This is a genomic window from Pseudomonas sp. AP42 (assembly GCF_001728935.1).
Classification (GTDB): domain Bacteria; phylum Pseudomonadota; class Gammaproteobacteria; order Pseudomonadales; family Pseudomonadaceae; genus Aquipseudomonas; species Aquipseudomonas lactis.
In genome coordinates this window covers 1-17,091 of record NZ_LYSO01000124.1, presented here as the reverse complement: position 1 = coordinate 17,091, position 17,091 = coordinate 1, and the positions used below count along the sequence as shown (strand labels likewise).

General features: G+C 52.3%; 13 protein-coding genes and 3 pseudogenes. 8 read left to right on the top strand and 8 right to left on the bottom strand.

Features of this window, described 5'->3' with window-relative positions:
- The first annotated feature begins 90 nt into the window (after positions 1-90).
- From A7K61_RS26755 to A7K61_RS26740, 4 genes are read left to right on the top strand one after another with little or no spacing between them, the layout of a single operon-like run.
- Positions 91-1,383, top strand: a complete 1,293-nt coding sequence (locus tag A7K61_RS26755; RefSeq protein WP_032873808.1) for a site-specific integrase — start codon at positions 91-93, stop codon at positions 1,381-1,383.
- Positions 1,376-3,112, top strand: a complete 1,737-nt coding sequence (locus A7K61_RS26750; protein WP_019819593.1) for a hypothetical protein — start codon at positions 1,376-1,378, stop codon at positions 3,110-3,112. Before A7K61_RS26755 ends, A7K61_RS26750 begins: the two co-directional genes overlap by 8 nt.
- Complete coding sequence (locus A7K61_RS33960) at positions 3,109-5,130, top strand: hypothetical protein (RefSeq protein WP_236183096.1); 2,022 nt, start codon at positions 3,109-3,111, stop codon at positions 5,128-5,130. Before A7K61_RS26750 ends, A7K61_RS33960 begins: the two co-directional genes overlap by 4 nt.
- Positions 5,120-5,566: a hypothetical protein gene (locus A7K61_RS26740; protein WP_019819597.1), complete on the top strand. Its 447-nt coding sequence runs from the start codon at positions 5,120-5,122 to the stop codon at positions 5,564-5,566. Before A7K61_RS33960 ends, A7K61_RS26740 begins: the two co-directional genes overlap by 11 nt.
- Before the next feature lie 353 nt (positions 5,567-5,919).
- On the opposite strand, the gene A7K61_RS26735 is transcribed toward A7K61_RS26740, so the two are convergent.
- On the bottom strand, positions 5,920-7,080 hold the full coding sequence (locus A7K61_RS26735) for a competence protein CoiA family protein (protein WP_236712996.1): 1,161 nt from the start codon (positions 7,078-7,080) through the stop codon (positions 5,920-5,922).
- 562 nt (positions 7,081-7,642) lie between these two features.
- Here A7K61_RS26735 and A7K61_RS26730 point away from each other — a divergent pair.
- The gene (locus tag A7K61_RS26730; protein ID WP_019819600.1) at positions 7,643-8,272 is read left to right on the top strand and encodes a LysE family translocator; all 630 of its coding nucleotides are present in this window, start codon (positions 7,643-7,645) and stop codon (positions 8,270-8,272) included.
- Positions 8,273-8,303: 31 nt separating this feature from the next.
- On the opposite strand, the pseudogene A7K61_RS26725 reads toward A7K61_RS26730, so the two are convergent.
- Positions 8,304-8,579 (bottom strand): annotated as a pseudogene (locus A7K61_RS26725) (transposase domain-containing protein); the annotation flags it as partial.
- 255 nt (positions 8,580-8,834) lie between these two features.
- Here A7K61_RS26725 and A7K61_RS26720 point away from each other — a divergent pair.
- Positions 8,835-9,794, top strand: a complete 960-nt coding sequence (locus tag A7K61_RS26720) for a DMT family transporter (RefSeq protein ID WP_019819605.1) — start codon at positions 8,835-8,837, stop codon at positions 9,792-9,794.
- 235 nt (positions 9,795-10,029) lie between these two features.
- Here the strand turns inward: A7K61_RS26720 and A7K61_RS31820 are convergent.
- A pseudogene (locus tag A7K61_RS31820) lies at positions 10,030-10,245 on the bottom strand (Tn3 family transposase); the annotation flags it as partial.
- A gap of 114 nt (positions 10,246-10,359) precedes the next feature.
- Here A7K61_RS31820 and A7K61_RS33955 point away from each other — a divergent pair.
- Positions 10,360-10,755 (top strand): VOC family protein, encoded by a 396-nt coding sequence (locus A7K61_RS33955; protein ID WP_019819608.1) that lies wholly within the window; start codon positions 10,360-10,362, stop codon positions 10,753-10,755.
- A gap of 84 nt (positions 10,756-10,839) precedes the next feature.
- On the opposite strand, the pseudogene A7K61_RS26710 reads toward A7K61_RS33955, so the two are convergent.
- Together A7K61_RS26710 and A7K61_RS26705 are read right to left on the bottom strand one after the other, a co-directional pair.
- Positions 10,840-11,363: pseudogene (locus tag A7K61_RS26710) on the bottom strand (universal stress protein); the annotation flags it as partial.
- A gap of 11 nt (positions 11,364-11,374) precedes the next feature.
- Entirely contained in the window at positions 11,375-12,862 is a 1,488-nt protein-coding gene (locus A7K61_RS26705; protein WP_019819612.1) for a SulP family inorganic anion transporter, read from the bottom strand.
- Positions 12,863-13,653: 791 nt separating this feature from the next.
- Here A7K61_RS26705 and A7K61_RS26700 point away from each other — a divergent pair.
- Positions 13,654-14,844: a sensor histidine kinase gene (locus A7K61_RS26700; protein ID WP_081376978.1), complete on the top strand. Its 1,191-nt coding sequence runs from the start codon at positions 13,654-13,656 to the stop codon at positions 14,842-14,844.
- 910 nt (positions 14,845-15,754) lie between these two features.
- Here the strand turns inward: A7K61_RS26700 and A7K61_RS31805 are convergent.
- From A7K61_RS31805 to A7K61_RS26685, 3 genes are read right to left on the bottom strand one after another with little or no spacing between them, the layout of a single operon-like run.
- Positions 15,755-16,033 (bottom strand): type II toxin-antitoxin system RelE/ParE family toxin, encoded by a 279-nt coding sequence (locus A7K61_RS31805; protein ID WP_019819619.1) that lies wholly within the window; start codon positions 16,031-16,033, stop codon positions 15,755-15,757.
- Between the two features lie 59 nt (positions 16,034-16,092).
- Complete coding sequence (locus A7K61_RS26690) at positions 16,093-16,305, bottom strand: CopG family ribbon-helix-helix protein (protein WP_019819621.1); 213 nt, start codon at positions 16,303-16,305, stop codon at positions 16,093-16,095.
- A 14-nt stretch (positions 16,306-16,319) separates the two neighbouring features.
- Positions 16,320-16,730 carry a hypothetical protein gene (locus tag A7K61_RS26685; protein ID WP_019819623.1) on the bottom strand — a complete coding sequence of 137 codons (411 nt, stop codon included), beginning with the start codon at positions 16,728-16,730 and terminating at the stop codon, positions 16,320-16,322.
- Between the last annotated feature and the right edge of the window lie 361 nt (positions 16,731-17,091).

Here is a 17,091-nt window from a genome sequence, read left to right as displayed (position 1 = left end):
CCATCGATAAGAATAAGTTGCATACTGTGGACGCCCAAAGTTAGATAGGGTTCCCATGGACATTGGCGCTTTTTCTTACAGAGATATCCCTTGGCTACCGTTGAGCACATCCACTTCAGTCCGCATGACCTTTCTGTCAAAGACCGCCTGATTACCTACTCGTCGAATAGCTCCCGGGTAGTAATCGAAGGGCTACCACAAATTTTCTGGGTAAACGGCTTGCCCTGGAGAGAGGCGAACCTCTGGGCTATGGAGCGTGTCACCAATGGGGAAGCAATCCTAAAGACCGTTTCCAGCAACGTTAATGGACTGCTGAACTACGCGAAGTTTTTGGAGAGCCGCAGACTTGAGTGGTTTGAGTTCCCGTCTCGAAAAGCTGATCGGTGTCTCGTTCAGTACCGTGGGGCGCTTATTAAGGCGCGAGATGCTGGTCATATCAGCCCAGCAACGGCCTCCGAGTACATGCGCAACTGCATCAGTTTCTATAGGTGGGTCAGGAAGCGTGGGCTTCTATCTCCGCTGTTGCCACTATGGAAAGACAAGCGCTTTTTCATCAAATACTTTGACCAGGTTGGTTTTGAACGAACCTTCGCTGGCACTACTACCGATCTGGGGATTCCCAACCGGAAACGCATCGGGATCACTTTGGAAGGCGGGTTGCTTCCTGTCACCTCATCTGACCGCGACGTCATTCTCGATTTTGCAAAACGTAATGCCTCGCCTGAGCTGTACCTGATGCTAGCTCTAGGCTTTTTCACGGGTATGCGACTGGGAACAATCTGTGACCTTCGTATCGGCGCGTTGGAACGTGCGATACCTGATCCGTCCGCTAAAGGCCTGCTTAGGATATTTGTGGGGCCAGGTGCGTCCCCGCCCGTGCATACCAAATTTGGAGTAACTGGCCAGGTATGGATTCCCGAAGCTTTGTGTTCAGAAGTTTTGGAATATTCCAAGGGGCTCCGCAGGTTAAGTCGCGAGGCATCTGCTGCCGATGAGAATCGAGACCTAGTTTTCTTGACTCGTTTCGGTAATACCTTCGGACGGCGCAGCAGCGATCAGTCTTCGGCCATAAACGTTGAGATGTCATCGCTTAGAAAAGCAGGCATCACAGCTGGCGTTAAGGTACTCAGGACATTTCGCTTCCATCAGTCCCGGTGCACCTTTGGAACTGAGCTAGCCAAGCTGGCTTTAGCAAATTGCGATGATGTGGCGATAGTGATTGCGACTGTTAGCAATGCATTGCTTCACGGTCGAAATTCGGAGGCTACTACCTTCAAATACATCAAGTTTGTGCAAGCCACACCCGCTAAGCAGGCCATTGCGAACAGCTTCATGGCTGCGTTTACAGGGATTTCTTCCAGGCACGGAGCGAGCAATGAATAATCGGACGTCTTCAGACCTAACGTTTCCAATGCTTGAGTACGCGAAGAACGAGACGCCTTGGGATCTGACCCCATTTTTATACAGCGGTGGTGCAAAGGCAAAAGTGAAGACTGTACGCAATGAAATCACATCAGGTGTTTTAGGGGATCCTTTGCTGGAACGGGTAGAGCTTGTAAAGGAGCTCCACGAGTGTTTGGCCGACGACCTTGTAGGCGGGGGGAGCCGCTTTTCGGCGAATAACAAGATCGGTTCGTTGCGGCAGTTTTTTCGGTGGGCGGATCAATCCGGACGCCAGTTGAGCATTGACAAGGTTGCGCAAGCTTACCTGGGGTGGGCAGAGCATCTTTTACACCGTCACCGTGTGGAAGGATATTTAACTGCCGGATCGTTATACGACACTGCAAGTTTGACAGCGACGATGCTTGATCGAGTGCTAGGCCGAAGCTCGACACTTTTGTACAGCACACGAATTCGCAAACCCAGAGGCAACGGACGGGTTAGAAATGGGAGCGCTGATAAGCAAAGTGTGGAAGAGAGCTTTTCTTTCGGGCAGTTAATTGCCGACCTCTGTACGTCACTCACTTATGAGGCTGTGGCGGGACCACTCCCCATCCAAGTGGCATTGAGATCGGGTACAACGCTACCTATCTGGTGCGGCCTTCGCGATACAGAGAAAGAAGCGTCACGACGGGTTCGACCTCAAACCAAATTCCAGATTGCGGCCATCCTTCGACACCGAGAATTCCGGGACTCTGACGTTTCAATCGAGACTCGATACCCGGCAGTAAATCTGAGAATCGAAGCCGAGATGCTTATGTTCATCGCGCAAACCGGCATGAATTTGTCGCAGGCGCATCAACTTCGGATCGACCAATACCACTATACGAGTCACCTTGATGGTTACCAAGTCAGGTCTTACAAAAAGCGTCGTCAGGGCGAAGTGCTATTTGAAGTTTTCTCAAGCTACAAGGAGTGGTTTGAACGCTACATTGAGTGGCGAAACACGTGGTTTCCGGACGACCTAGAGGGGCTTCTTTTTCCTCTCGTCCGTCTTGGGGGACGTCTCGTTGTAGAAGCTCCTCAGTTCACAGCTCTAGTGCGCCTCTGTACCGATTCCAATATTCGATTCGTTCGACCACGTAAGCTACGGGGTGCTCGTATTAACTGGTTGTTACGTGAATCGCAACGCCCTGAACTGGTCGCGGAAATCGCACAGCACACAGCTGAAACGTTGATCCGTGTGTACGCTGAGCCCAATCCGCAAATTGCGATGATTGAAATTACTCGATTTCACCGGCAATCAGATCCCGTCATTTGCTCACCTGCTCCAGGTGCTTGTGCGACGTCCTTGCCAGAATCGGTCGTAGATGCTCCGACGAATGCACCTGATCCCGATTGTATCAACGCTGCTGGTTGCCTCTTCTGCGTCAATCATCGGGATATTGAAAGCGAAGATCACGTCTGGTCGCTAAGTAGTTTGCGCGTGCTCAAGAGCTTGGAGCTAACTAGATATCGTCCAGCTTCCACGGATAGATCTGAGGAGGCTGACCATCCTGCAATGCTTGCGATTGAGCGTCTGAGTGCGAAGCTGCGGTTCTTTCAAGAAAGTAGCGAGGTGCGTCGGCTTTGGGTTGAGGAGGCACTGGCTCGCATAGCTGAGGAGAGTTATCACCCAGCTTGGGACGGATTTATTCGGCTGGCGGAAGTTACAGCGGGACCTTCCTTATGAATATCCTCACGACGTTAGGGCTTTCTATTGAGTCGCCTCTCGCCGTTCCCGGAGCGCCAAATTACCGTCCTGAGAGCTGGCCTCCGCCACCTGATTGGCCTGTCGTAATTGATGCACAGGGCAAAGTAGTAAGCCGTTGGGGCGACCCAGTTTGGAGGCTTGACCCATGGGCCAAGAAGGCGTTAACGCTAAATTTCGGGGATGGCCCCGCCACAAAAGTCGCGGCGCCCATTAGCTCGGCGAACGCTGATCTGCTTCGTATCATCACAGGCTGGTGGCTATACGGGCCGTACGGCGCTCGCGGCTATCGATCTCTAAAGACGCGGTTCGATCAGATGCGGCGGTTGTTTGTTTTGTGTGAAGAGGCAGGAATACTGGCCAGCGAATTGAGCCGCTTTCCACGCGTATGCGAGGAAATCCCTGCCTTTCTTCATGCCTCAAGAAAGACTGAGTTTCTGTCGTTAATGCATGAGCTATACGCGTCTCGCAGCGCCGTAGGGTTTACTTTGCTGGATTCGGGCTCGCTAACCCGTCTGGCTGCGCTGTTTCCACCCCACCAAACAGCTCAAACACCGTACATTCCTCCACGTATTTGGCACTACCAAGTCACCAGGCTGCGAGAGTGTCTTGATGACTTCCTATCCCATCAACAACAAGTTGAAGCTTGTTACCGGTTCAGCATTGAGGCTTACGAACATAATCATAGAGTTTCAAAAAGAGTGGCGTGCGCAAACGCACAACCTTTTTGCGGCCATAAGATGCATTTATCAGGCGCTAAAACGGGGCTTCGTTTTCTCGGAGCGTTTGCAGATACCGCGAAACGCTTCGGCATTTTTGAGCTACTTGAACGTTGGGTGGGGCGCAGTGGTGAATTGCAAGTAAGAACGCTGACTAGCTATCTGAAACTGGTCAATAGCGCAGGTTTAGCTTACATCCTTAACTTCAGCCTCATGCGAGTCGAGGAAGCTTGGAATCTTCGAGCGGGATGCCTTGAGGTCGAGCACGACAAGAATTTCGGCGACATTTTTTTGTTACGTGGACAGACGACGAAAACGCAGGCCGATAGCGACGCCCTGTGGGTCACATCCCCATCTGTAAAGGTCGCAGTGAGGGCGATGGAGGTCATTTCTCTGTTTCGGTCATTATACGCACCTCATGTAGCTGCGAGCGGGCTCACGGGGCGTTTTTTAACCTCGTTTTCTTACGAACCGTGGGCCCCATCGAGCAAGAAAAATGATCACTCACTGAGACCAAGTATTCCGTCATATTCCGACCTTTTGAGCCACTACGGCAAGGTGTTTGACTTGGAGCGTTTGCGTATCACGAGTGAGGATTTGAAATTGGCCCGGCTAGCTACTCCTACATTGCCGGAGGACTATCAAGTGGGCGCGGTATGGCCGTTAGCATGGCATCAGTTGCGTAGAACTGGTGCAGTAAACATGCAAGCTTCCGGGCTCGTAAGCGATGCCTCGCTTCAGTACCAACTCAAGCACGTCACCCGAGCGATGAGCCTTTACTACGGACAAAATCACTCGCAGATGCGTCTAGAGGATAAGGCTCACACGCTGTACGTTCGCACGATGTACGAGACGCTTGGTAGAGAGTTACAGCAGCTTACGAGTGAGCGTTTTGTAAGTCCCCATGGAGATAAACGTAAGGCTGAGATCGTTCGGCTGATCACGCCAGAGGATGCAAAGAAGATGATCGGTTTGGCGAAGAAGGGTGCCGCAGCATGTCGCCAAATCCTTCTTGGCGTTTGCTCGAGTCGCAAGCCTTGTCCGTACGGAGGAGTCGACAACATTGCTCATTGCGGGGGCGGTGATTCGGAGGATGAAAAACCTTGCCCTGATGTGCTGTATGACTCAGAACGATTGGACGCAGTCGATGATCTTGAACATGTCCTCAAAGAGCGGCTTGTTAATGCTCAGTACGGAAGTCCGCTAATGGAGTCCTTAATCGCTCAACAACGAAGCGTAGAGAGCTTCCGGCGAGTCATAGGGGGAGCAAATGGACGTTGAACTCACGGCGCGTCGCAGCGCGGCCGATCAATATCGCGAGGCTTTTGAGCGCTTGAAACTCAATAAGCCGCAGCTTCTAACGAAGGGGACACCGGTTACTCAAAACAACGTGGCCAAAGAGGCCGGGAGCGATCCGTCGGCACTTAAGAAATCACGTTTCCCGAGTCTCATCGCAGAGATAAAAACCTACATCGAACAACATGCGGAGGAGCGACCTCGTTCGTTGAACCAGATAAATCATCTTGCCCGTCAGAAAAGCCGCGCCTTGCGAGATCGGATTGAGCAGGTTGCCCGACAGCGCGACCAGCTAGCAAGTTTATTGAGCGAGGCGGATGCGAAAATCATAGAGCTGTATGACCGTATTGCTGAGCTTGAACGACAGTTACCTGCGTCCAACATACTATCGTTGGATCCACGCGGGCCCAGAAAGCTTTGAGATGGCAGTCGTGGGGGTACACGATCCGCAACTAGCCGCAAGGCTAGGGGCGATACTCAATGAGCGTGTTGTGAGGCTATGCTCAACGAGCGTCCGCTTTGGCTGACCTTGCTGACTGACCAGGGGGACGAGACGACACCTGGAGTATCGTCGAGGCGGATCATCACGACAGTCGCGGTGGATTTAGAGAATTAAAACTGTCGCTGCGAAGCCCGGCTTTCTGGGGCTTCAAGCCAACTCTGGAGGAAACGCAAAACTGTCGCAAACCCTCAAGTCTCTGCTGTGGAGCGGAGGCCTAGAGAATTAAAACTGTCGCGACCACCCGATTAGGCATGTTGCAACTGTTCAGCGAGTCACGCCTGCGCAATTGCCGACCTGAGCGGGTAGATGAATTCATCCTTCCATCTACGTTCACACATTACAGACTCAACCCAGCCGTCCTTTCTGCTCATTCTCCAACTCGGTGTGACGCTAAGAACAGAACGCGCATCGACGGTAGTGGCGACGGGGACCGGGCACATCGACAGGGCTACATTCTTTGGTAAGCCCCGCGTCAGCGGTTCAGGCGTGCTGGTGCAGGTCGGGCAGCTATAGCTTCGCTCCCATACCCGAATGCCTGATTTTGAGTTTCCAAAGCGCCCGTAACGATGCCAGACCTCAGATGGCCGTCCAAACCCAACGCCATATTTTTCGGCGCTAACTTTCACGGCAGACATGCCCAGGTCAAAATATCTTTCCACCGCCCTCATTCTAGCTGTAGGTAGAAGCCCCTTTCCCACCCTGCTTGTCCTAAAGCAACTAATGAACATTGGGGCAGTTTCACCGGAGATTCTGTTGAGAAGCAAAACACAGCCGAACGGGTAGAGCCATCTGTCTCCGCATGCACAGTTTATGAGCAGCGCAACTGGTCTTGCTGGCGTTTGCTGGTAGTGCGACAAGTCATCGTAGAATGCTTGGCCACGACACACTGCACTCGCTATATCGGCTGCATCCAGTGGTGTTTTTGCGACGAACACGGGGTTTGTTCGTGCTAGATCCTCGTTGATAACGCCCGTCAGGCCGATACTGCCGAATATCCAAAGAGTCGGAACACCAGAGCGATTGCGTTGTTCAGTGCGCTCATATGTCCGCTGCGCAGACTGAGGCGAAATCTGCACTTCTATTGCTAGGCGCGGAGCAAAGGCCGAGTCGCCAACCAGAATGTCAGCCCGCCAATCGTCTACGCCGTCTTCAAGCTCGGCTTGAATGCCTAGAGCAACCAGCTTCTTGTAAATGGCCACCTTCATGGCGATATGGTCTGGGCTTTCAGTGCTGGAGTAGCCCTCAGGGCTCTCTCCAGGAAAATGGGAAAAGTACCTGGTGATGCCTCCATCCCGTCTGAGGGTTTTGGCCTGTGCCGGAAGTTTCGTATCCGGCATGAGCACCTGGCGGCCTTTCGATATTTTCACTACTTTCTTCCAATCTTCATCGCTAAGCACTGAGGCCACAGTACGACAGCCGTTCACTAAACCCACGCAAGCCAAGGCAACCTCCTTTTCCAAAGACGCAGTTCAGATTCACAACAGAGTCAGTATTTGATCTTTAGTAATCTGAAACGTCTGTCAGGTACGACGCCTGGAGAATACTTATTTGGCAGCGACCCGTCACAACGGCGACCAGCCTGCGACAGATTTTTATACCCTGCGACAGTTTTAATTCTCTGAATTTAGCGGGGACCATCGCAGGATGTACTTATGCTTGTGGTCGTGCGCTAACGTTTTAGATCGTTTTGGTTACGAGACACAAGCCCAGTGAGTACGGCACGGGCCCTTTGACGTCGCAAACAATCCAGTGAGCATGAGATGCTGCTATCATCCAGGGTTCAGCGGGGGTGAACGTAAACAAAGGTGATTTGCGGAAGCGTAGTAAGCGTCTAGCCAACACACCTTACTGACCCCAAAGCATACTCCGAAGCTACCAACAAACACCTGAACACCGCTTCTCCAAAGGATAGGCGCTGCGAAATATGCCCGATCCTCGTAGAGACTATTCAAGCTCTGGCTAGAATCAATTATTGTCGATGCCGAGGTTCCAACCATGACCCTAGCCCAACTCCTCCTATTTCTCCCCGCAGCAGCAATCGTTGCCGTCTCACCGGGCGCCAACAACCTGCTTGCATTCGCAAATGGCAGCAGGCAGGGTTTGCTGCCTACAGTGGTCGGTCTGTCAGGTCGGTGTACGGCCTTTGCATTGATGATCGCAATGGTGATTGTCGGTTTAGGCGCATTGCTAGAGGCGTCTGAACCCGCTTTCCAGATTATTAAGTGGGTAGGTGTCCTTTACCTCGCCTATCTCGGCGTAAGAATGATGATAGGCCGTGATTGTCACGAAGATGGGGCTTCGGTATTCCAGCCTGTCGATGCCTACTCCTTGGCACGCAGGGAGTTCATGACTGCCATGACCAACCCCAAAGCAATCTTGCTCTTCACTGCTTTTGTTCCCCAATTCATTGTTGCTGGTACTGGCGCCTCCTTCACTGCCCAGTTCGTCGTTTTAAGTGCAATCTACATTGCGGTCGAGTTTATCGCCGCTATAGGCTGGGCCCTTGCTGGCAGCATCATTCGATCTCTGCACCCTTCGAAGCGGAAATTGTCGATCATCAATCGCATAACGGGTGCAATGATGCTCGGCGCAGCCGCCTTATTGGCTACAGCCAGACGAACTTAAGTGTGTACGTCCGAGCGTCACCCTTACATGATTAAACGGGCTCCCACTTATGCGGAAGCAACTGCTTGATTTCACTCACCCGCTGCGTCGGCAGGCGTCTGAGAACGTCTTTCAGATAAGCATACGGATCATGACCATTCAGCCGTGCAGACTGGATCAGGCTCACGATCGCTGCCGCACGTTTACCGCTGCGCAGCGACCCTGCAAAGAGCCAGTTCTTCGGCCCAAGAGCCCATGGCCTGATTTGGTTTTCGGCCCATTTGTTGTCTATGGGTACGGCACCGTCATCAAGGTAGCGCGACAGCGCTGCGGCCGTGTAAGACCCGACTTGCTGTGACAATGCGCTTTCTAGACTGGCGCTCACGACTAGACAAAATCCATGTTCGAAGGCAAGTCTGAAAGTGGTGGCGACGTAGGGATGGGCGTTAACTTGGGTAAACCAACTCAGACGGCCTATGGGTCACAATTTATTGGTATAAAGGACGGTAAGGAGATTCGCTCCTCGAAATATTGCGATCCTATTATCTAAAATCGGGCGTGTAAGCCCGTCACAGGAGAGGCGATGTCAAAATCCTATGTGATTGGGATTGCAGCTGCAATTTTCGCTACGTTCAGCTGGGCGCTTAATTTTCTGTCTCCTTACATGATGGGAGATTTTGGACCGGTTGATTTTATTACATTGAGATTCATCATCTCTGGCTGCATTGGTCTTGTTGTTATTCGTGTTTATTGGCCTGGCGATCCAGTTTTAAGCTGGCGTTCAACTATGATGGCCGGGCTGCTTGGCGTCCTAGGATATGCTCTTTACATAGGATGCATTATGGGAAGTGTACTTCACGGTGGGGCTATAATCGCACCCGCATTTTTGAGCGCTACGCCGGTTATAGTTGCCATCACAGGCAATTTGATCAACCGAACAGTTTCCTGGAGCAGCTTCTGTGCACCCATAATTCTGGCAGTTTTTGGTTTGGTTGCAACGAATTATGGAATTTTGGTCAGCGTTTTAGATGGAGGCGCGCCCTCGTACCTTGTGGCAGTAGGTTATGCGTTAGGCGCAGTATTGGCTTGGTTAATGTTCAGCATATTAAACCAAAAGATATTGGCAAAAATTCCCCAAGTACATTCAGGTCTTTGGACTGGACTAATGATGAGTGGAGCAGGTGTCAGCGTCCTGCTTTTCTTACCTTTCGGGCTTGTGTTTGGGGTATATAGCTACCCGCACATTGACCTACGTTTGGACAATACTCTACCGGTTTTCGCCGCAGCATCAGCGCTGGCATGTTTTGCCTCCGTTGGAGGGGCATGGGCTTGGAACATTGCAAGCCAGCGGTTACCCATGGCCCTGTCTGGGCAGCTCATTTCTGTAGAAACGATCTTCGCCGCTGCGTTCGGCCTTATCGCCGAAAACCGTCTACCTACCGGTCTTGAGATGCTGGGAGTAATAGCCCTGTTAACAGGTGCCACAATCGCAATAAAGGTCATGACGCCAAGTTACCGCGCAGGTTCGAGTGTACAGGCGTGATTTGCTCTGAAAGCCCATCGGAGAAAGTTCTTTGGTAAGCGTCGTTTGGAGTCACCTACACAAACCCAGCTATAAGCGCGATGGTGTTCATTTTAAAACCGGAGACACCGTGGCGCTTAATGCCGGAGCTTGGAAGATGTGTTGGCTGGACACCGCTGACAGGACGCATACGTCAGTGCGCATTCCACGAACTGGCCGTCGACCGCTAGTGAGCAGGAACCGGGAAAATCGTATACTAAGGTTTTCCGACCTGCCGTAGCGGCCTGAATTTTCCATCTTCCAGTTTGTGGCTCTGCCGCCACACGTAATCGCCTGTCAGGTTGATGTGCTACCAGCCCAACGGCGACAGGTACTGATACAGATCTGTATTCACCGGCTTTCCGGCGTCGGCTGACCTTTGGGCTGCCCGCTCGAGAAACACCGTGTTCCACAGCACAATGGCTGCGGTCAAGTCCAGCAAAGATGGCTAGACACCCGTGTGCACCGGGGCGACATTACAATGTGTGATGCCCGGTGCTTGCGCATTATCACAAAGCGACACGTCCCCCTTTCGCGGAGTATACCTATGTTCAGTCACGTGCACGTCGGAGCTAGGGATCTTGAGTGTTTGGTAGTCTTTTACGACGCCTTGCTGGCGAAACTAGGCCTTATCCAGATGCCTGAAGGGAACGGTGGGGCTGCTCGCGGCGTAGGCTGGCGATACCCCAATAGGCGATGGCCCCAGTTCTACGTCCAGCACCCTATAAATGGTCTTGCAGCCACTTGGGGGAACGGTGTTCAAGTGAGTTTTCTGGCAGCTTCGGAGGCCCAGGTTCGTGAGGTCTGGGCGCTTGCTATTGAGATGGGAGGAACCAATGAGGGTAAGCCGGGCTTTCGAGAATATGCTTCAGATTTCTATGCAGCATATTGTCGGGATCCAGAGGGGAATAAGCTTTGTTTTGCATATGCTCCGGATCCCTAAGCGTAGCTTGAAACTTTGAACAGTCGAGAATCGAGGGCGCAGCATTATCTATCGGGAAGCAAGGCGTGTTCGCCGGACGGATACGGCAGTGGAGCTGCCGTCAAATGCGAGCATCACCTTTTCGGGCTTTTTATAGCTGCTAGCTGTGATCAGGATAGGCCGGTGAATTGTTCGCACCACAGCTTCTATCTGGCTGCCAAGGCTGTGCGCGTTGCGTGAGTTGTCTTCACCCACTCTTCCTATCACCAACAGTCGAATCCTCCTGAAGGTCGCTCAGATTTCTACCAAGTGTCCGTGGCGCTGCTTCAGCTCAGGAAACGCAGCGCCGGAAATGGCCGTTCGCTCCCTGGCCTTTTCCAGCATGTGTTGGCCATGCTCCAAGGCCAGTTTTGCACGCTGCGCATCCAGCGTGGCCAGATCTTCCAGTAGATGTTCACTGCTGCCGAGACCGATATTGCCGCTGAGGTCAGCGGATGCAGGATATTTCTCCTTATCCAGCACATGAAGCAAGGTCAGGGGGAGCGCTGAGACGTTGCGAAGCCCATGCTGCGTAATCACAGACCGCCAATGCGGATTGTGAGTTATCTGCATGCCATTACGTGGGTCATTGTCGTCCTCCTTAGTGGCTCATGAGCTTGTCGATGGCACCGGGTTTGTCATGCATACCGAAGCGGTCAACGATTGTTGCGCTGGCTTCATTGAGACCGAGCACTTCAACCTCAGCGCCCTCACGGCGGAACTTGATCACGACCTTATCCAGCGCTGCGACGGCGGTAATATCCCAGAAATGCGCCTGTGTGAGATCGACGGTGACCTTTTTCAGCGCTTGCTTGAAGTCAAAACCCTCAGTGAACTTGTCTGCAGAGCTGAAGAACACCTGGCCCACAACGTAATAAGTCCGATGCGATTGCGCCTCTTGCAGAGTGCTCTTGATGTCCAGATAGTGTCCGACCTTGTTGGCAAAGAACAGGGACGCCAGCAGCACACCGACCAATACGCCGTAGGCCAGGTTGTGAGTGGCCACGACGACCACGACGGTCGCCACCATGACGAGGTTGGTCGACAGCGGATGCTCTTTCATATTGCGCAAGGAATCCCAGCTAAAGGTACCGATGGACACCATAATCATCACTGCCACGAGTGCCGCCATCGGGATTTTAGAGAGCCATTCGCCAAGAAATACCACCATCAGCAGCAGGAAAACGCCGGCACACAATGTCGAGAGGCGGGTGCGGCCACCAGATTTCACGTTGATGACTGACTGGCCGATCATCGCGCAACCTGCCATCCCGCCGAGCATGCCAGCGGCGATGTTGGCCACACCCTGACCTTTGCACTCGCGGTTTTTGTTGCTGGTGGTATCCGTCAGACCGTCGACGATGGTCGCGGTCATCATCGACTCCAATAGGCCTACAACTGCCAGCGCTGCGGAGTAAGGAAAGATGATGCGCAGGGTTTCAAAGTTCAGCGGCACTTCAGGCCACAGAAAAATCGGCAGTGTGTCCGGCAATTGGCCCATGTCACCCACGGTACGGATGTCCAGCCCGAGGTAAAAGGCAAGTGCAGTCAGTGTCAGGATGCACACTAATGGCGAAGGAATCAGCTTGCCAATCACAGGTACATACGGAAACAGGTAGATTATCCCTAGGCCCGCTGCGGTCATGGCGTAGACGTGCCAGGTCACGTTGGTCAATTCAGGTAACTGCGCCATAAAAATCAGAATCGCTAATGCGTTTACAAAACCCGTGATCACAGAGCGAGAGACGAAGCGCATCAGCGAACCTAGCTTCAGGTAACCCGCGAGGATTTGAAGTACCCCACAGAGCAACGTGGCTGCCAGCAGATACTGAAGTCCGTGCTCTTTAACCAAAGTAACCATGAGCAGTGCCATGGCGCCGGTAGCCGCCGAGATCATGCCGGGACGACCGCCGACGAAGGCAATAACAGCACAGATACAGAAGGAGGCGTAGAGACCAACCTTGGGGTCGACGCCGGCAATGATCGAGAAGGCAATGGCCTCCGGGATCAATGCCAGGGCGACTACGAGACCTGCTAGCACGTCTCCACGGACGTTGGAAAACCACGTTTGTTTGAGCGATTGCAGCATCAGAATATCCAAGGCAAAGCATCGCGCACGCCAAAGGAATGGCGAACGAATCGATACAAGTTCAAATTTTGAGGATTTTTTGCTGTGTGCTTGAGGTGCAAAAACCAGGCGTACAGCAGTGTGCGCCCGCGAGCGAGACTAGCGGAAGCAGGTGTTGCGAGGGGGGCGTAGCGCTAAGGCGGCGTAGGCTGCCAGTAGATCGTTTGGAGTACAGTCATGCTGATGTTCCTGTGCTCAAGGGGTATGCGGAACCGAAGTATACAATGAAGCCGTCGCCGATTGCGACCCGTTGCCAAGCTCTGCATGAGCTACGTCAGATATAGGCTTAGTCAATCGGTATACCTGCGGGCAAGACTTTGCTTTCCATTCATTCCTGTTCGAGCTGGTCTGTGTGCTGAGCGGTGAGTTGGCCAGACGGTTACTGTTAGCTGCCTTCGTGGCCGACCGGAGGCAGTTCTGCTCGCGTTTGATCGTCCAGGCTTATCGTCATGCTGGCGTGAACCTAGTGTCGGATGCGGACTTCTGCCATCCGGGGTGTTCCGGAAGGCGGCCGAGAGAACCCGGAAAAAACGTACGCTAACCTTTTGGTTTCTTCTAACCACAAGATACCGGCGCACTGAGCGCAGCGTAGGATGTCCAGCTGTTCCGCACGTAATAGTGTAGCAATGCACACTCTGCTATCATCCAATTTGCTCCCTGTGCGCGAGGCCATAGAAAAGTTCCAATTTTTTTGGGGCATTCCATCGAACCCGAGAGCACAGCTACTGGCCTTATTCCTGTGAGTGCACACTATGAACACCGTGACTCATCCCGTCAGTTCTAGTAAGTCCGCTCAAGAGGAAGCGCTCAGGATGAACGCTGTTCGCAGGTACGCCATCCTAGACACGCCTCCGGATGGCGCATTTGATCGTGTGACCGCGATAGCAGCTCGTCTTCTTGGAACTCCGATAGCAATCGTGAGCATCGTCGATACAGACCGAATCTGGTTCAAATCTCATCACGGACTCGACGTAAAACAAATTCCCCGCAATTCAGGCCTTTGTTCTTCCGCGATCCTCCAGGCAGAACCTTGGTTAGTAACGGACGCTAGACACGACCCTCGTACGCTCGTTAATCCCCTCGTCGCAGGCGAATTCGGGTTACAGTTTTATTTGGGAGTACCGCTTCATACCCACGACGGTTTCAATCTTGGCACGCTATGTGTTTTGGACACGCAGCCGCGTACGGTCACCCAAGACCAGCTAGACACATTGACGGATCTTGCAAGCGTTGTGATGGATCAACTGGAGCTGCGCCTGTCTGCTATGCGATCCATCGCGGAAAAGGAAGCGGCGCTGAATCATTCCCACTTAATGGCCGAAGAAATCGACCATCGTGTGATGAATAGCCTTCATCTGATTGTGTCGATGTTGAGCATTCAAAGTGCTCAGCTGGGCAGCTCTGAAGCGGCTAAGGAGATTTCCAGAGCGGCAACCAAGATATTTGCTGTAGCCAATGTGCATAAACATATTAATGTCGGCAAGGCAGCCTCTACGCTGGATAGTGCTGACTATCTCGTCCAATTGTGCGCTGGCTTATCTACGATGCTGGGATCTGAAAGCCAGATGGTAATCTCAGTCGACGCCGTCCCACTGGCGTTGGATAGTGAACAACTCAGCCGAATCGGTCTGATTGTTAACGAATTGGTGACCAATGCATTGAAATATGGAGCCTCTAAAATCAACGTTCATTTAACACCATATCAGCACCAATGCTGCTTGACTGTGAGCGACAATGGCAGAGGCCTCCCGACTGACTTTGATGTACATAAAATGTCGGGGCTGGGAATGAAGGTGATCACTGAACTGGTAAAGAACCTAGATGGTTCGCTAAGTCATGAGCCCAACGCAGACCTTGGAGGCACCGCGTTTCAGATAATTTTTTCTCCTGTGTTCAAGACTCGCCTCCCCGCAAGGCTGGTTCCTGATGGTCTTCTGAGATGAGCAGGGAGACCGTAACGTACAAGGACTTTAATGGAAACGGTCTGCAACTTCATCTCGGCGAGCGCTCTGTGTAAGGTTAATCTGAAACCCGTGTCGGGCAATGGATTGTCAGATATCGTATCCCTCGGATGCTCAAAAAGCCCGCCCAGCGTAGGCTTGAATGATTGGCGCTATCCAAGAGCAGCAATTATCCGCCACTGCTCATTACTGTTTTGTAGAGGTAACGACAGAGCTGCTCTTGCTGGGTTCTGTATTGGATTTCAAGACACACCACTGCTTCCATCTGACCCAGCCAAACGTCATCTGAAACGTGTTGCAGGTGATTAACCGTATCCCGCCAAGCAATGCGAGCCAGCTCAACGGCTTCCACCAATTCCACCAGGTACGAATCTGAAGCCAGCGTAGAGACTGTGTGCATTTAAAAAATCGCCACCCATGAGCCCTTCAAGGGCGCTGGCAGCGATCCCGCTTCGTGGTGCTCAACGTAAAATTCCAGCCAGCCAACGTACGTTCGGAGATTTTGTTCATTAAGTTGAGTGCCAAAATTTAAGGAAAATATTCGCTACGAATATGGCTTTCTCACGATAAGCAGCTACCGTAAAGTTGCCAATAAAATCTAACTGTGCTTTGTCCCTGCCTCGCAAGAGTCACGGCTGCTCCATGGAGGGGTAAATGGGCTGCTTGATATGCGCTCAAAAGACTGGTTTGCAACGGTCAATTGGCGATTGGGAGGAGCGTCACTGTGCTACCTGCGGGCATTACCGAATCTCAAGAAACTTTCTCGTTCTTATGGAAATACAGGGTCTGAAATTCAATATCGAGGAAACGAGACTCTGGCTGTCAACTCTGAGGAGAACTGATCCTCTCCCTGGAATCGTCGCGGAGAATGCGATTTGTGTTAAAAATTTATCTATCGGTTCTCGCGTTTATGCCACACGCGCAACAGGTAGACGATAGATCCCGTAATTTCGTAACGCATCTCGTAGTGGCCAATCAGGATTCGGCGCACATCGCTAGGTTCGAACTCATCTAGCCGCTCACCGATGCGTGGATTTGCCAGCAACGTTGTCGGGGCAACTGTTAGTTGCTGTACAGTACGAGCAGCGGCAGGCTGATCCACCACCGTCGCCAGAAATTCATATAGGCGAGCAAGGTCAGAAAGCGCTTTGCTGGTGCAATTCAACTCCATCAATTCGGGATTGCTAATGGCGATTCGGTGTTGGGGCTGTCGGCCCAGGCTTGGACAGCTTAGTGGTCAATCACATGACCAGCGTCTACATCGGCCAACGCTTCGCGTGTCAGGCGACTGCGCCCCCCTTCTTGGTCTATCCAAGCAGCCAGAGTCTGCTTGACGATCCAATTCTTGGAGCGCTCCAGCCGCTCAGCCATTAAATCTACCTTTTCGGCTAACTGCATAGGTACATGAGCGGTGACGGATCGAGTTTTTGCGGTAGTTGCCATGAAGACTGCTACTTCTAACCAATTGGCTGCACAAGGTGCATGCCTTGCCGGCGTTCAATCACAGCAGCTTCCGATGCCGCTTGGCGTAACGTAATGGCACGTTCGCTGGCTTGGCGTGCTTCGGCATAATCGCCATTTTTTCTGAGTTCATTGGCGCGCCATTCCGCCGCTTCGGCAGAAGCAAGCAACGCCAAAGAGTGCGGCACGTTTTGCTCTGATTTTTGATTCAGTTCTTGCGTGCTTCGATGGCGCTCGATCACGTGCGAGGCCTCGCGGGCCGCATTACGCAATTGGGTACGGGCAATATCGTAACTGTCATTGGGTACAGCTTCGAGGGTTTGGAGGCAATTATGCAACGACTCCACTGCCGTCAGCAGCTTATCAATTTTCTGTAACAGCTCAACTGTGTCAGGATGATTTTTCATGAAGCGTCACTTCTCTCGAATTGGTACGGTGGGGTTCGAGTGAGGAATGTCATCAGCAGCCGGTGGAATGACATGTGATTGAGCCTCTCATTCTACGCCAGCGTCCAAAAAAAATGATTCAAAGTAATCATAACTAATAATATTATGTTGACAAGCTGCGGTGTCAGGCTGGGCTATACCCTAACCTGATGTCAGCTCCTGCTGCTCGCAGTCAACAGCGGCTTTCGGTATGGACAGATTAGGCTCTGAAAGCGCTTCGTAGGTGGATATCCATGGTCATGGTGTATTCAGCGGGAAACTAGAGTTGGCGTGGGCTTCACTCATGTCCATGGGTTGACATCTTTCCTTTACATCGACGAAA

Coding starts and splice junctions, on each gene's coding strand:
- A7K61_RS26690 (WP_019819621.1), bottom strand. CDS start 16,305: ATGGCAACTACCGCAAAAACTCGATCCGTCACCGCTCATGTACCTATG.
- A7K61_RS26730 (WP_019819600.1), top strand. CDS start 7,643: ATGACCCTAGCCCAACTCCTCCTATTTCTCCCCGCAGCAGCAATCGTT.
- A7K61_RS26750 (WP_019819593.1), top strand. CDS start 1,376: ATGAATAATCGGACGTCTTCAGACCTAACGTTTCCAATGCTTGAGTAC.
- A7K61_RS26685 (WP_019819623.1), bottom strand. CDS start 16,730: ATGAAAAATCATCCTGACACAGTTGAGCTGTTACAGAAAATTGATAAG.
- A7K61_RS26720 (WP_019819605.1), top strand. CDS start 8,835: ATGTCAAAATCCTATGTGATTGGGATTGCAGCTGCAATTTTCGCTACG.
- A7K61_RS26740 (WP_019819597.1), top strand. CDS start 5,120: ATGGACGTTGAACTCACGGCGCGTCGCAGCGCGGCCGATCAATATCGC.
- A7K61_RS26705 (WP_019819612.1), bottom strand. CDS start 12,862: ATGCTGCAATCGCTCAAACAAACGTGGTTTTCCAACGTCCGTGGAGAC.
- A7K61_RS33955 (WP_019819608.1), top strand. CDS start 10,360: ATGTTCAGTCACGTGCACGTCGGAGCTAGGGATCTTGAGTGTTTGGTA.
- A7K61_RS26700 (WP_081376978.1), top strand. CDS start 13,654: ATGAACACCGTGACTCATCCCGTCAGTTCTAGTAAGTCCGCTCAAGAG.
- A7K61_RS31805 (WP_019819619.1), bottom strand. CDS start 16,033: ATGGAGTTGAATTGCACCAGCAAAGCGCTTTCTGACCTTGCTCGCCTA.
- A7K61_RS33960 (WP_236183096.1), top strand. CDS start 3,109: ATGAATATCCTCACGACGTTAGGGCTTTCTATTGAGTCGCCTCTCGCC.